The organism is Sphingomonas sp. SDUR79 (assembly GCF_056821745.1).
This window is the reverse complement of record NZ_JBPDIN010000001.1, coordinates 2,463,071-2,476,008: the sequence shown is the minus strand read 5'-3', so window position 1 is coordinate 2,476,008 and position 12,938 is coordinate 2,463,071. Positions and strand designations below refer to the sequence as shown.

Genomic DNA, 12,938 nt, shown 5'->3' with positions numbered 1-12,938 from the left:
GGAATAAGGAGGCCCGCGATGAAGCTCTATGACGCACCCTGGGCACCCAGCCCGCGTCGCGTGCGCATCTTCCTTGCCGAAAAGGGTATCGAGGTGCCGCGGGAGGCGATCGACCTGCGCTCGGGCGAGCATCTCGCCGACGCCTATCTGCGCATCAACCCGCGCGGCGCGGTGCCGGCCCTGCGCTTCGACACGGGCGAAGTGCTGTGCGAATCGGCGGCGATCTGTCGCTATTTCGAGGCGCTGCACCCGGAGCCTGCGCTGTTCGGGCGCACGCCGTTGGAGATTGGGTGGATCGAAAGCTGGACCCGCCGGATCGAGGGGGATGGCTATGCGGCAGTGGTCTATGTGCTGCGCAACACCGCCACCGCGTTCAAGGATCGCGCGATTCCCGACGCGGGGCTGAGCATCGCGCAGATCCCCGAGCTGGCCGCGCGCGGCGCAATCATGTGGGACGCCTTTGTCGAGGCGCTCGACGACCGCCTGTCCGACCGGCCCTGGATCGCGGGGGAAGATTACAGCTTCGCCGACATCACCGCGCTGGTGACGCTCGATTTCGCCCGCGCGGCAAAGCTGGCGGTGCCCGAGCATCTCGCCCATCTGCGCCGCTGGCACAGCGACGCAAGCGCCCGGCCCAGCGCATCGGCCTGAACGCCCATTGCCGTTTGTGGGGGCGCGGCCTATGGGCGCGCGATCAGTTTCCCCGAGGGGCTTTTCGTTGCACGATCTTCTTCAGCTTCAGGTTCGCGATCTCGAGGTCCAGGTCCTCACCGGCGTCTATTCCGAAGAGACGCACCTGCCCCAGCCGCTGCGCATCTCGATCACCGTCGACATGGCCCCCGGCGCGCCGTTTGAGCCCGACACGCCGCTCAGCGCCTCGAAATCCTATCTCGATCTCAAGCACGCCGCGACCGGCGCGCTGCCCCAGGGGGTGCACTTCACCCTGATCGAGGGCGTGGCCGACCATATCGTCGAAACGCTGATGACCGGCGATCCGCGCATCCAGCGCGTCGAGGTGGAGATCGTCAAGCTCGCCATCGCCGAAGCGGACGAGCGCATCGGCATCACGCTGGTGCGGTACCGGAAGTAATTCGGCCAGCGCCTAAAGCCTGACACTGCCACGCTACCGCTTGCACGGCCCCAGCTGCTCAAGCACGAAGCGGTAATCCTCCCGCGCTGCGGCGACATTCGCCGGATCCTCGTCCGCCAGGCTGGTCGTCGGCAGTGCGCGCGGCAGGCTGCAGGCTAGGCGATACCATAGCAATGTGTCGCGCTGGGGCGCGGCGGCGGCATCGTCGACGATCTCGCCCAGCGCCACCGCCCAGCGTTTCTGCTCACCCGGACGGCGCAGGATCGACAGCGAGATGGGTGCGCCATTGGCTGTCTGCACGAAAATCTGGGTCTCGCCCTCGCCGGGCAACGCGCCCGGAACGTGAAAGGCGTTGCCAAGCCCGGTGATGGCCGGTGGCGCGTCGGGGGCAACCACCTCGCGCGCGATCCGGCGAACCAGTGCGTCGAGCTCGGCGCTCCAGTCGCGCTGCCCGTCGCGCGTGGTGAGCTGGATCATCGTCGGTTGACCGGCGACTGGTCGCGCGAACAGCAGGACCCGGCGTTTGGCGAGCTTGGGTGCGCGCCCGCGGGCGTCGAGCGACACATCGACGACATAGCCGACCCGCGTTGCCATCGCCGCATCGGCGCGAATCAGCGCCAGCACATCGGCCTCGACATAGAATCGCTGATGCCCCGGCGCGACGTTCGCGGCCTCGACTCCCTTGATTCGCGCCGCACTTCGGATCCGCGCATCGAGGATCGCGGGCGCGCCGATCACCCGGTCCGCAACCTGTGCATAGGGTGGCAGCACCACTCCGGATTCGGCGACCAGCTGCGCCGCTGCGGACGGCAGCAGCGCCGGAGAAGCCGCGAAAAATGCGGCACAAAGCGATACGGTACGGATACGAAACATGCCGTTCATTCTACGTGAATGTCCCAGCAGCATACAGAAATATTTCTGCCACGTGCGGATTATACGTTTATTACGTCCGACAAAGCGTTTGCGTCGCGCAAACCGCCGCGATAGGACTCGCGCCGCCGCCGGTCGGTCTTACGATTGTCCGACCGGGAGAGCCACGCCGACAATGATGCCAGGGTGCCGGGCAACGGCGCGGCGAATGAAGGAGTTTAGTTGCTGAATGGCCTACGCAGATCGTGATGTAGGAGGCAGTCGGGTCGTGGCGATCGTGGTCGTCTCGGTCATCCTTGCCATTCTCGGGTACGTGTTCGTGACCGGGCTCGCCTACAAATATATCAAGGAAAAGGCCGAGGAGATGGAAGTCTTCGAGGTCCAGGAGCCGCCGCCTCCGCCTGAGGAAGTGCCTCCGCCGCCGCCGCCGCCGGATACACCGGTCCCGCCGCCACCCACCACCGTCGTGGTGCAAAAGCCGCTCGTTCAGGTTCCCTCGCCGCCGCCGCCCGTGGCCGTGTCGAATGTGATCCCGCCGAGCCAGCCGCCGACGCCGCCTGCGCCGCCTGCGCCACCCGCGCCGCCACCGCCGCCGCCACCGCCTGCGATCAGCAAGGCTGCGGCCGCACGTGGCAACCCGTCGTCGTGGGTGACGCCGGATGACTACCCGCCCGCCGCGCGTCGCGCTGGCGACGAGGGTTCGGTCGGCATCACTTTTTCGATCAACGCGCAGGGGCGGATCGAAAATTGCCGGGTGAGTTCGTCGTCGGGTTCCTCCGCGCTCGACGCTGCGACGTGCAGCCTGGTGGCCCGTCGTGGTCGTTACTCGCCCGCGCTCGACGCGGCCGGGAACCCGGTCCCCGGCGGAACCAAGTCGCTGCGTTTCCGGTGGCAGCTCGAAGACTGATGGGCAGGCGTGCGCCGCACGCCTGACCCGGATACCGACATCACAATCGTTATTTCATAGGGAAAGATCCGCACATGTTCACCACCATCCTCGCCGGAGCCGCTGCCGCACCGGCCCCCGCCGCCGCGAATTTCGACATCCTGCACGCGATGAACGAAGGCGGCGTGATCGCCTGGGGCACCGCGACCATCCTGACCGTCATGCTCTTCTTCTCGCTCTACATCCTGTTCACCAAGGTGTTCGAGCAGCAGAAGGTGCTGAACCAGCACAAGCGCGTCCGCGCTGCCTTCTGGCAGTCGGGCAGCCTGCGTGAGGGCGCTGCCAAGCTCGAGAAGAACTCGGCCTATCGCCAGATCGTCGAAGACGCGCTGCTCGCCCAGGACCAGTATAAGGAACTGACCGATCCGATCGAGGCACATGACTGGCTGCACGGCTCGCTCAAGCGTTCGGAAGATTCGATCAACTCGCAGCTGGGTGGCGGTCTCGCCTTCCTCGCGACCGTCGGTTCGACCGCGCCGTTCATCGGTCTGTTCGGTACCGTCGTCGGCATCTTCCGCGCACTGATCAAGATCGGTGCGGCGGGTGACGCGTCGATCGGCACCGTCGCCGGCCCGGTCGGTGAAGCGCTCATCATGACCGCGCTCGGCCTCGTCGTCGCCGTTCCGGCCGTGCTCGCCTACAACTGGCTGCAGCGCCGCAACAAGGCGATCGCCGAGCAGCTCAGCGGCTTCTCGAACGACGTGCTCGGCTATCTGGCTTCGGACGGCCGCGTGCGTCCGGCCGTGAAGGGTGCTAAGGCTGCGCCGAAGGCACCGCCGGTCGCGACCACTGCCAAGGCCTGAACATTCGACTGACGACCGTGCGGCGGCGGTGCGCCGTGCCGCACGGTCAGCCATCGGGCCAAATGGGCCCGTGGACAGGATGCGAAAGATAGGATTGCGCCAATGGCGATGAGTGTAGGCGGCGATGGCGCCGAAGAAAAACCGATGTCGGACATCAACACGACGCCCCTGGTGGACGTCATGCTGGTTCTGCTCATCATCTTCCTGATCGCGATTCCCGTCGCGATTCAGTCGGTCGAGCTTGAACTGCCCAAGGTGGCATTCGAACCGACCGAAACCAAGCCGGAGAACGTGCTGCTCGCGGTGCGCGGTGACGCCAATGGCAATTGCCAGGTGTTCTGGCAGATGACCCCGATCACCAGCACCGAACTGCTGAAGCGGGCGAGCGACAATCTGCAGGCGGTGGTCGACCGGATCGGCAAGGACAATCTGAAGCCGGACGACATTCCCGAAGTGCACATTCGCGGCGACGCCAACGCGCCGTACAAGTGCATCGGTGGCGTGGTCTACACGATGCAGAATGCGGGCTTCGTCAAGGTCGGCTTCATCTCGCAGCCGCAGCTCGGCGCCCAGTAAGCCCGAAGTTCAGGAGTACACACCATGGCAATGAGCGCCGGCACAGATGATGGCGAGCCGATGATGGAAATGAACACGACGCCGTTGATCGACGTCATGCTCGTGCTCCTCATCATGCTGATCGTCACCATCCCGCCCCAGTCGCATGCGGTGAAGGTCGACCTTCCGCAGAATACCGACCAGCAGCCGCAGAACCCGGTCGAGCCGCAGAAGAACAAGGTCACGATCGAACCCGATGGCCGTGTCTACTGGAACGGCAGCGAGATCGATCTGGTGACGCTGCGTCAGTATCTCGACCAGAGCGTTCAGATCACCCCGGAGCCTGAGCTCCATTTCCAGCCCAACCCCGAAGCGCGCTATGAGCGCGTTGACGAGGTGCTGGCGGTGATCAAGCGGTCCGCCGTCACGAAGCTCGGCTTCGTCGGCAACGAGCAGTATCGCAACGAGTTCTGATCGCTTCGGCGGCCTGAACAAACATCAAAGGGCGACCCTCTGGTCGCCCTTTTTTGTTGTGCGAACAATGGTTTGTCGCGTGCTTGAACGATTGCAATCAACGCATTTGCGCCTCTGAAACATTAATGACACCAATGTGTCATTGAAATGTAATATTAGGAGAGCGTGCAATGCATAAGTTCCTCGCGTCGATTGTCCTGGCTGCACCGTTGGCGGTGACCCCGGCGGTGCAGGCCCAATCTGTCGAACAGCCCAACGCCCATCTCGCGATCGCGGCGGGCGACTATGACCATGCCGAGCGCCAGCTGCTTGCCGAACAGCGCATCTTCCCTGCGCGACCCGAAGTGCTGCTGAACCTTGCTGCGGTTTATGCCCGCACCGGCCGCGTGGCCGAGGCGCGCGCGCTGTACCACCGCGTGCTCGCGCTCAAGCCGGTGACGATGGACGTCAGCAACGGGCAGGTTGCAGCCTCGCACGCCGTCGCCCAGCGCGGCATCCGCCTGCTCGACGCAGGCCAAATGGCGGGGCGCTAAGGCCTCACCGCAATTCCATTTCATTCCCCTCCCTGAAAGGGAGGGGCCAGGGGAGGGTGCAGCGGTGGGCGGGGCGCGATGCCCCGCCCGTTGCTTTTTCCGGCGGGTGAGAGTCCTTGAAGCGCGCAGACGCTCGCCCCTCCCCCGACCCCTCCCGTTCCGGGAGGGGGGGCGCAATCACAGCCGTCGCCGTTTAAAGCCGCGGGAGCGTCACCCCGCGCTGGCCCATATATTTGCCCGCGCGGTCGGCATAGCTCGTCTCGCACGGCTCGTTCCCCTTGAGGAACAGGAACTGGCACGCGCCCTCATTGGCATAGATTTTCGCTGGCAGCGGCGTGGTGTTCGAAAACTCCAGCGTGACATGCCCCTCCCATTCGGGCTCCAGCGGCGTCACATTCACGATGATCCCGCACCGCGCATAGGTCGATTTGCCAAGGCAGATGACCAGCACGTCGCGCGGCACCCGGAAATACTCCACCGTCCGCGCCAGCGCGAAGCTGTTCGGCGGGATGATGCACACATCGGTCTGGCGATCGACGAAGCTGGTCGACGAAAAATCCTTCGGATCCACCACCGCGCTGTCGATATTGGTGAAGATCTTGAACTCGTCCGCCACCCGCGCGTCATAGCCATAGGAGGACAGGCCGTACGAGATACACCCCTCCCGCCGCTGCGCCTCGACAAACGGCTCGATCATGCCGTGCTGCGTGGCCTGTTCGCGAATCCAGATGTCGGAGAGAATGGACATGGGCGCTCCTGATTAGCGCGCCCGGCATCGCCGGAATGCGCGCGCGGGGCAAGGGGGCTTCAGCCGGGCCAGCGCTTTGCGGCGTCGCAGTCGCTGTTGCCTAGCCCGAAGCCACGGTCGAGCGGTGTAGCGAGAGCCGGATCATTGCACGAGTCACGGTCGTCGCCGGGTTGCCGGACGTTCCAGTCATAGGATCGCGGCGCGAACCCATCGGGGCCATAAGCCAGCAGGATACGATGGAGATCGCGGCTCAGCAGCGCCGCCGGATGTTCTGGCCCCGCATAGACATTGCTCGACAGTGATGTCACGCGTCCATCGCGCACGCGCTCAAGGTCGATACCCGTGCCGTCCGTGCCGCCCAAATTGGAGCCACGCCAGCGGCCAAGCCTGGCATCGAGTGCATTGAAAAGCGCGTCGCTTTCTTCTGGCGGGAGGAACAGCCGCGCCGTGGCGACCGATTTGTCGAACTGGTCGATACGCCGGACATCCACGCGCGACGGGCCGCACGCTCGTCCGTCGGCGCTACCATCATCGGGTCGGCGGTCGCGCGGCAGGCAGCCCGCCGGCAGCCTGCGAAGCGACAGATAATAAGCGTAGCGCCCGAATGTCGGCGCGATGAGAACCCGCGCGCCATCCGAGCCCAAGTCCGCGAGCGTCTCACCGCCAGAGGCTCGCTCGGGAATCGCGTGGTTCCCGCTCAAAGGTCCATCGATCGTGCCGCTCCAATGTGGATTGCGATCACCGCATCCCCATAGCGCAAGGCTGAGGATCAGGACCGTCGCCCGCATCACCCAATCCCCAAATCCCCCGGCCCAAAGGCATGCGGCAACAGCTCGCTCAGCCGATGCGTCTCATACGCCTCACCCTCCGCTCCCGCGCAATAGACGGCGAGGTCGCGGCCGCCCAGCTGCGCGGCCTCGTTCAGCACCTGACGGCATCGCCCGCACGGCCGGATCGGGTCGCTGCCATGCGCCACGCCGTCGGTCATCATCCCCCCGATGATCCCCACCGCGACCACATCGCGCAGCCGCCCTTCGGCATTGGCGCGCGCGGTCGCCACCGTCTCGGCGCACAGCGACAGGCCATAGCTCGCATTCTCGAAATTGCAGCCCGTCACGATGCTGCCGTCGGTCATCAGCAGCGCCGCGCCGACCGCGAAGTTCGAGTAGGGCGCATGCGCATTGCGCGCGGCCGCACGCGCGGCGGCGATCAGGGCGGGGGCGTCGATGTCACTCATGGTGCGATCACATTCCAGTTTACGGGACGCTCGGCCCCCTCGATGCGGCGGATGGTGCTGGCCTGCCACAGCCGCCACGGGCGCGCGGAATAGGCCGGCGGAAAGAACATGCCGGTGCTCCACAACGGCCGGTCGATCGCGCCGCTTACCTGATACTGCGCTTCGAACGCCGGGCTGATGCGCAGGATCACCGGCTTGCCGCTATGCGTCTCGATCGTCGCGGCGAGCCGACGCAGCTCGACCAGCACCACGTCGCGCTCCGGCCGGGCGGGGCAATCGTCGCGGAAGGACAGGTCGATCGCCACCGGCAGCGCATCGGCATCGCGCGGCACCGTCGCGGTGAAATTCCCTGCCTGATCGCTCGCCAGCTGACACAGCGAAAAGGCATGCAGCGCCCCGCGCCTGATGCCCGCCTCGTAAATCCCCGCCCAATTCTCCGCGAACAGCGCGTCGCGCACATCGGCGCCGACGGTCGCGCGGGCATAGGCGAAATCGAGATTGCTGCTGCGCGCGGTGAACCAGTCGATCTTCCCCGCCTCGTCCGATACATCGATGCCCTGCTGCGCATAATCGCTGCGCGCCGGTGCCCAGGCGATCGCCCACATCCACGCGCACACGCCGACCAGCGCCAGCGCGAGGATAACTCCCGCCCAGATGCGCACCGCCCTCATGCCTTGATGTGCAGCACGCAGATCAGCGTGAACAGCCGCCGCGCGGTCGCGTGATCGACCGCAATCTTGCCGTCGAGCCGCTCCATCAACAGCCGCGCTGCATCGTCATGGATGCCGCGCCGCGCCATATCGATCGTCTCGATCTGCGCCGGGGTCGCGCTGCGGATCGCCTGGAAATAGCTGTCGCAGATCGCGAAATAATCGCGAATCGGACGGCGAAATGCGGCGAGGCTCAGGATCAGCGTTTCCAGCGCGCTGTCATCCTCGCGCTTGATGTCCAGCTGCAACCGCCCCTCCGGCACCGACAGCGCGATGCGGTACGGCCCGGCATAGCCATCGGGATAGGCGCGCTGCGGCGCGAAGCTGTTTTCCTCGATCAGGTCGAAGATCGCGATCCGCCGTTCCTGCTCGATATCCGCCGAGCGCCACAGGATCGTGCGCTCGTCCAGCGTGACGTCGATGATCCGGGGGTCGGCCATGCGCCGCATCTAGGGGGGAGTACGGGCGCTCGTCCACAGAATTGAAGGTAATCCACAGTTGAGATGCGCAGTCCGGAGTGGGAAAGGGGGTGGATGGCCACGATCGCAACGCTCACCCCCGCCCCGGCGGATGCCGCCCCGCGCCTGCCCCAGAATGTGGAGGCAGAGGCGGCGTTGCTCGGCGCGATGATGATCGACAACCGCCTCGCCGACGACATCGTGGAGGTGCTGCAGGACCAGCATTTCTTCGAACCCGTCCACGGCCGCATTTTCCGCGCCATCAAGACGCTGCGGAAGCAGGACATGCTCGCGACCCCGGTTACGCTCAAGCCCCTGTTCGAAAAGGACGAGGGGATGGCGACGCTCGGCGGCCCCGCCTATCTCGCCCAGCTCACCGGATCGGGCGCGGGCCTGATCGGCGCGCGGCAATTCGCGCGCCAGATCTACGATCTCGCCCTGCTGCGCGAGCTGGTGACGGTCGGCCGCAACATGGTCGAGAAGGCGCTCGACACCAGCGAAGACGTCAACCCGCGCGAACAGATCGACCGCGCCGAAGAGGCATTGTTCAAGGTCGCGGCCGATGGCGGCACCGCCAACACCGTCAAATCCTTCAACGAAGCGACCAAGATCGCGCTCGAAAACGCCAAGCGCGCGCAGAGCGCGGGCGGCGGCGTGGCGGGCGTCACCACCGGCTTCGATTCGGTCAACGGCCGCATCGGCGGTCTGCACCACAGCGATCTCATCATCCTTGCCGGCCGTCCCGGCATGGGCAAGACCTCGCTCGCCACCAACATCGCGTACAACGCAGCGCGGCGCATGATGGACGATATCCGCCTCGGCATCAGCCCGAAGGAATCGATCGGCGCCAAGGTGGCCTTCTTCAGCCTCGAAATGTCGGCGGACCAGCTGGCGCTGCGTATCCTGTCGGAAAGCTCACGCATCGCGTCCGAAGCGCTGCGCATGGGCAATATCAGCAAGGCGGAGTTCGCTCAGCTGGCGCAGGCGGCGGCAGACCTTGAACAGTTGCCGCTCTATATCGACGACACCGCCGGCCTGACGATCAGCGCGCTGCACAGCCGCGTGCGTCGCCTCCAGTCCAAGCATGACGGCGAACTCGGCCTCGTCATCGTCGACTATCTTCAGCTGCTTCAAGGCAGCGGCAACAACCGCGAAGGCAACCGCGTCCAGGAAATCTCTGAAATCAGCCGCGGTCTTAAGACGCTGGCGAAGGACATCAACGTCCCCGTGATCGCCCTGTCCCAGCTGAGCCGCGCGGTCGAAAGCCGCGAAGACAAGCGCCCGATGCTGTCAGATCTGCGCGAATCGGGCTCGATCGAGCAGGACGCCGACATGGTGTGGTTCGTGTTCCGCGAGGATTATTACGTCGCCGCCCGCGAACCCAAGCGGCCGCGCGAAGGCGATGATCCCAAGACGTTCGAGGATCACGCAAAATGGGCGCTCGACATGGAGCGCGTATTCGGCCTCGCCGAACTGATCATCGCCAAACAGCGCCACGGCGCGACCGGCAAGGTGTTGCTGAACTTCGAATCGAGCTTCACCCGCTTCAGCGATTACGCCGGCAACATGGTGGCCGAGCCCTACGAGTAACCCAAGTCCCCCTCCCGCGTGCGGGAGCGGCTAGGGGAGGGCCTGTCCTCCCGGAGCGCAGCCTGATTGGACAGGCCCTCCCCCGACCCCTCCCGCAAGCGGGAGGGGAGAGCTTCAAAACACCGGCAAATCCGGGTCGCCATCCGCCACGGGCGTATGGATCCCGCACTCGGTCTTTTCCCACCCGACCCAGCGGCCCGATCGCGGATCTTCGCCCGGCTTCACCTTGCTGGTGCACGGCGCGCAGCCGATCGACAGATAGCCCTGCGCCTCCAGCGGGTGGCGGGGCAGGTCGTGCGTCGCGAAATACGCCTCGATATCCGCCTTCGTCCAGTCGGCGAGCGGGTTGACCTTCAGCTTGCCCGCCGCATCCACCTCGAACCGGGGGAGGGCGTTGCGGGTCGATGCCTGAAACGCCTTGCGCCCGGTGATGCTGGCGTCGAAGCCCGCCATGGCGGCGTCGAGCGGCAGCACCTTGCGGATCTCGCAACAGCCATCGGGATCATAGGACCAGCGCAGCCCGCTTTCGTCCTTCTTCGCCAGCAATTCTGGATCGGGCGTCAGCACCCGCAGCCCGGTCAGCCCCAGCCGCTCCACCAGCGTATCGCGATAGGCCAATGTCTCGGGAAAATGCTTGCCGGTGTCGAGGAACAACACCGGCACCGCCGGGTCGATCGACGCCACCAGATGCAGCAGCGCCGCGCTCTCCGCGCCGAACGACGACACCAGCGCAACATCACCGACCATCGATTCGGTCAGCACCGTGCGCAGCATCTCCTCCGTCGAAACACCGCGGAACAGATTGTTGAGCCGCAGAGCATCGCGCTCGGTAAATGCCGGGCTGGTATCGATCCGGTCGATCTTGCGGGCGGTCATGCTACCCATGCCGCCGCTTCCAGACCGGGACCGCCCCGTCCGCCGCGCGCTGATACACCGCATCATAGCGCGCGAGGCTCGCCGCCAGCACCGCTTCGTCCACCGGCGCTTCGGGCGCAAAGCTGTCGAACCCGCAGCGGCGCATCAGCGGGATCTGGTCGACCAGCACATCGCCCTGCGCGCGCAGCTCGCCGGTATAGCCCGCCTCGCGCAGGATACGCCCGGCCGAATAGCCGCGCCCGTCGCGGAACTTGGGAAAGCTCACTTCGACCAGCGACAGCCGATCGAGATGCGGGATCAGCGCGCGCGCATCTTCGCTCGATTCGAGCCGGACAGCGGTCGCGTTGGACTGACCCAGAAACGCATCCAGCGTCACCGCAGGCTCGTCATGCGGAGCGTCGTCGCGATAGCGCAACTCAACCATAGATCGCCTCCTTGAACGGGGCCATGCCGATGCGGCGATAGGTGTCGAGGAAGCGTTCGCCCTCCGCGCGTTCGCGCAGATACACGTCGGTCGCGCGCTCGACCGCGTCGACGATGCCGTCCTCGCTGAAACCAGGGCCGGTGATCTGGCCGAGCGACACATCCTCCGCCCCCGATCCACCGAGCGAGAGCTGGTAATTCTCGACGCCTTTCTTGTCGACGCCCAGTATGCCGATATGCCCGGCATGATGGTGGCCGCACGCGTTGATGCAGCCGCTGATCTTCAGCTTCAATTCGCCAAGCTCGCGCTGCCGCCCGAGATCGGAAAAGCGCGTCGCGATCTTCTGCGCCACCGGGATCGACCGCGCATTGGCGAGGCTGCAATAATCCAGGCCGGGGCAGGCGATGATGTCGCTGATCAGGTCGAGATTTGCGTCGGCCAGCTCGGCCTCGACCAGTGCCTGCCACACCGCATAGAGGTCCGCCTTGCGCACATGCGGCAACACGATGTTCTGCGCATGTGTCACGCGCAGCTCGTCAAAGCTGTAGCGCTCGGCCAGGTCCGCCATCACATCGATCTGCGCCGATGACGCATCGCCGGGGATGCCGCCGACCGGCTTCAGGCTGATGTTGACGATGGCATAGCCCGGCGCCTTGTGGGCAGCCACATTCTGGTCGACCCACACCGCGAAGTCGGGATCGCTACGGTCGAGATCGTCGCTCCGGCCGCTCTCGAACGCCGGATCGGCGAAGTGCGCCGCGATCCGGTCGAATTCGGCCTTGGGCGGATCGATGCCCAGCTTCTTGACCGCGACAAACTCGTCCTCGACCTGCGCGCGATAGCTGTCGGCGCCGATCTCATGGACCAGGATCTTGATCCGCGCCTTGTACATATTGTCGCGGCGGCCATAGCGATTGTAGACGCGCAGGCACGCCTCGATATAGCTCAGCAGGTCTTCGAGCGGCACGAACTCCTTGATCAGCGGCGCAATCATCGGGGTGCGCCCCATGCCGCCGCCGACATAGACCGCCGCGCCATGCACGCCGTCGCGTTCGACGATCTGGATGCCGATATCGTGCAGCCGCATCGCCGCGCGATCCTCATCCGCCGCGATCACCGCGATCTTGAACTTGCGCGGGAGGTAACTGAATTCGGGGTGGAAGGTGCTCCACTGGCGCAGCAATTCGGCCCAGGGGCGCGGATCGGTCAGCTCGTCCGCCGCTGCGCCGGCCCATTGGTCGCTGCTGATATTGCGGATGCAATTGCCCGAGGTCTGGATCGCATGCATCTCGACCGTCGCCAGCTCGGCAAGAATGTCGGGCGCATCCTCCAGCTTGATCCAGTTATACTGGATATTCTGGCGCGTGGTGAAATGGCCGTAATCGCGGTCATACTTGCGCGCGATATGCGCGAGCATCCGCATCTGGCGGCTGTCGAGCGTGCCATAGGGTACCGCGACGCGCAGCATGTACGCGTGCAGCTGCAGATACAGGCCGTTCATCAACCGCAGCGGCTTGAACTGGTCCTCGGTGATCTGCCCCGCGAGACGGCGGTTCACCTGATCGCGAAACTCCTCGACCCGCGCCGCGACGATCGAATGGTCATATTCGTCATATTTGTACAT

Annotated in this window: 17 protein-coding genes; 8 read left to right on the top strand and 9 right to left on the bottom strand. The window is 65.4% G+C overall.

Translation table 11 applies throughout. The features are described from left to right. The first annotated feature begins 18 nt into the window (after positions 1-18). Together ACRYLO_RS12360 and ACRYLO_RS12355 are read left to right on the top strand one after the other, a co-directional pair. Positions 19-651 (top strand): glutathione S-transferase family protein, encoded by a 633-nt coding sequence (locus ACRYLO_RS12360; RefSeq protein WP_482660434.1) that lies wholly within the window; start codon positions 19-21, stop codon positions 649-651. 67 nt (positions 652-718) lie between these two features. Then, complete coding sequence (locus ACRYLO_RS12355; protein WP_482660433.1) at positions 719-1,090, top strand: dihydroneopterin aldolase; 372 nt, start codon at positions 719-721, stop codon at positions 1,088-1,090. 33 nt (positions 1,091-1,123) lie between these two features. Here the strand turns inward: ACRYLO_RS12355 and ACRYLO_RS12350 are convergent, their stop codons facing one another. Beyond that, positions 1,124-1,963 (bottom strand): hypothetical protein, encoded by an 840-nt coding sequence (locus tag ACRYLO_RS12350; RefSeq protein ID WP_482660432.1) that lies wholly within the window; start codon positions 1,961-1,963, stop codon positions 1,124-1,126. A 265-nt stretch (positions 1,964-2,228) separates the two neighbouring features. On the opposite strand from ACRYLO_RS12350, the gene ACRYLO_RS12345 reads away from it, so the two are divergent. The 5 genes from ACRYLO_RS12345 to ACRYLO_RS12325 all read left to right on the top strand — a co-directional run bounded on the left by ACRYLO_RS12345 (position 2,229) and on the right by ACRYLO_RS12325 (position 5,271). Next, positions 2,229-2,867, top strand: a complete 639-nt coding sequence (locus ACRYLO_RS12345; RefSeq protein WP_482660431.1) for an energy transducer TonB — start codon at positions 2,229-2,231, stop codon at positions 2,865-2,867. Positions 2,868-2,941: 74 nt separating this feature from the next. Further along, on the top strand, positions 2,942-3,709 hold the full coding sequence (locus tag ACRYLO_RS12340) for a MotA/TolQ/ExbB proton channel family protein (protein ID WP_482660430.1): 768 nt from the start codon (positions 2,942-2,944) through the stop codon (positions 3,707-3,709). A 102-nt stretch (positions 3,710-3,811) separates the two neighbouring features. Then, the gene (locus ACRYLO_RS12335) at positions 3,812-4,285 is read left to right on the top strand and encodes an ExbD/TolR family protein (protein WP_482660429.1); all 474 of its coding nucleotides are present in this window, start codon (positions 3,812-3,814) and stop codon (positions 4,283-4,285) included. 24 nt (positions 4,286-4,309) lie between these two features. Further along, positions 4,310-4,738, top strand: a complete 429-nt coding sequence (locus ACRYLO_RS12330; RefSeq protein ID WP_482660428.1) for an ExbD/TolR family protein — start codon at positions 4,310-4,312, stop codon at positions 4,736-4,738. Positions 4,739-4,908: 170 nt separating this feature from the next. Beyond that, the gene (locus ACRYLO_RS12325; protein WP_482660427.1) at positions 4,909-5,271 is read left to right on the top strand and encodes a tetratricopeptide repeat protein; all 363 of its coding nucleotides are present in this window, start codon (positions 4,909-4,911) and stop codon (positions 5,269-5,271) included. A 193-nt stretch (positions 5,272-5,464) separates the two neighbouring features. Here the strand turns inward: ACRYLO_RS12325 and dcd are convergent, their stop codons facing one another. From dcd to ACRYLO_RS12300, 5 genes are read right to left on the bottom strand one after another with little or no spacing between them, the layout of a single operon-like run. Further along, positions 5,465-6,019, bottom strand: coding sequence for a dCTP deaminase (gene dcd / locus ACRYLO_RS12320; protein ID WP_260480770.1), 555 nt, complete (start codon positions 6,017-6,019; stop codon positions 5,465-5,467). A gap of 59 nt (positions 6,020-6,078) precedes the next feature. Further along, complete coding sequence (locus ACRYLO_RS12315; RefSeq protein WP_482660426.1) at positions 6,079-6,807, bottom strand: hypothetical protein; 729 nt, start codon at positions 6,805-6,807, stop codon at positions 6,079-6,081. Continuing rightward, positions 6,807-7,256, bottom strand: a complete 450-nt coding sequence (locus ACRYLO_RS12310) for a cytidine deaminase (protein WP_482660425.1) — start codon at positions 7,254-7,256, stop codon at positions 6,807-6,809. Before ACRYLO_RS12310 ends, ACRYLO_RS12315 begins: the two co-directional genes overlap by 1 nt. Next, positions 7,253-7,918 (bottom strand): GH25 family lysozyme, encoded by a 666-nt coding sequence (locus ACRYLO_RS12305; RefSeq protein ID WP_482660424.1) that lies wholly within the window; start codon positions 7,916-7,918, stop codon positions 7,253-7,255. The genes ACRYLO_RS12310 and ACRYLO_RS12305 overlap by 4 nt, the downstream gene beginning before the upstream one ends. A 5-nt stretch (positions 7,919-7,923) precedes the next feature. Next, entirely contained in the window at positions 7,924-8,406 is a 483-nt protein-coding gene (locus ACRYLO_RS12300; RefSeq protein WP_482660423.1) for a UPF0262 family protein, read from the bottom strand. A gap of 93 nt (positions 8,407-8,499) precedes the next feature. Here ACRYLO_RS12300 and ACRYLO_RS12295 point away from each other — a divergent pair, with 93 nt between their 5' ends. Then, positions 8,500-10,014, top strand: coding sequence for a replicative DNA helicase (locus tag ACRYLO_RS12295; protein WP_294014738.1), 1,515 nt, complete (start codon positions 8,500-8,502; stop codon positions 10,012-10,014). Positions 10,015-10,128: 114 nt separating this feature from the next. Here ACRYLO_RS12295 and ACRYLO_RS12290 read toward each other — a convergent pair whose 3' ends face one another. The 3 genes from ACRYLO_RS12290 to ACRYLO_RS12280 are packed head-to-tail and all read right to left on the bottom strand — an operon-like array spanning position 10,129 to position 12,938. Further along, on the bottom strand, positions 10,129-10,899 hold the full coding sequence (locus ACRYLO_RS12290) for a phosphoadenylyl-sulfate reductase (protein WP_482660422.1): 771 nt from the start codon (positions 10,897-10,899) through the stop codon (positions 10,129-10,131). Further along, on the bottom strand, positions 10,892-11,314 hold the full coding sequence (locus tag ACRYLO_RS12285; protein ID WP_482660421.1) for a DUF934 domain-containing protein: 423 nt from the start codon (positions 11,312-11,314) through the stop codon (positions 10,892-10,894). Before ACRYLO_RS12285 ends, ACRYLO_RS12290 begins: the two co-directional genes overlap by 8 nt. Then, entirely contained in the window at positions 11,307-12,938 is a 1,632-nt protein-coding gene (locus tag ACRYLO_RS12280; protein WP_482660420.1) for a nitrite/sulfite reductase, read from the bottom strand. Before ACRYLO_RS12280 ends, ACRYLO_RS12285 begins: the two co-directional genes overlap by 8 nt.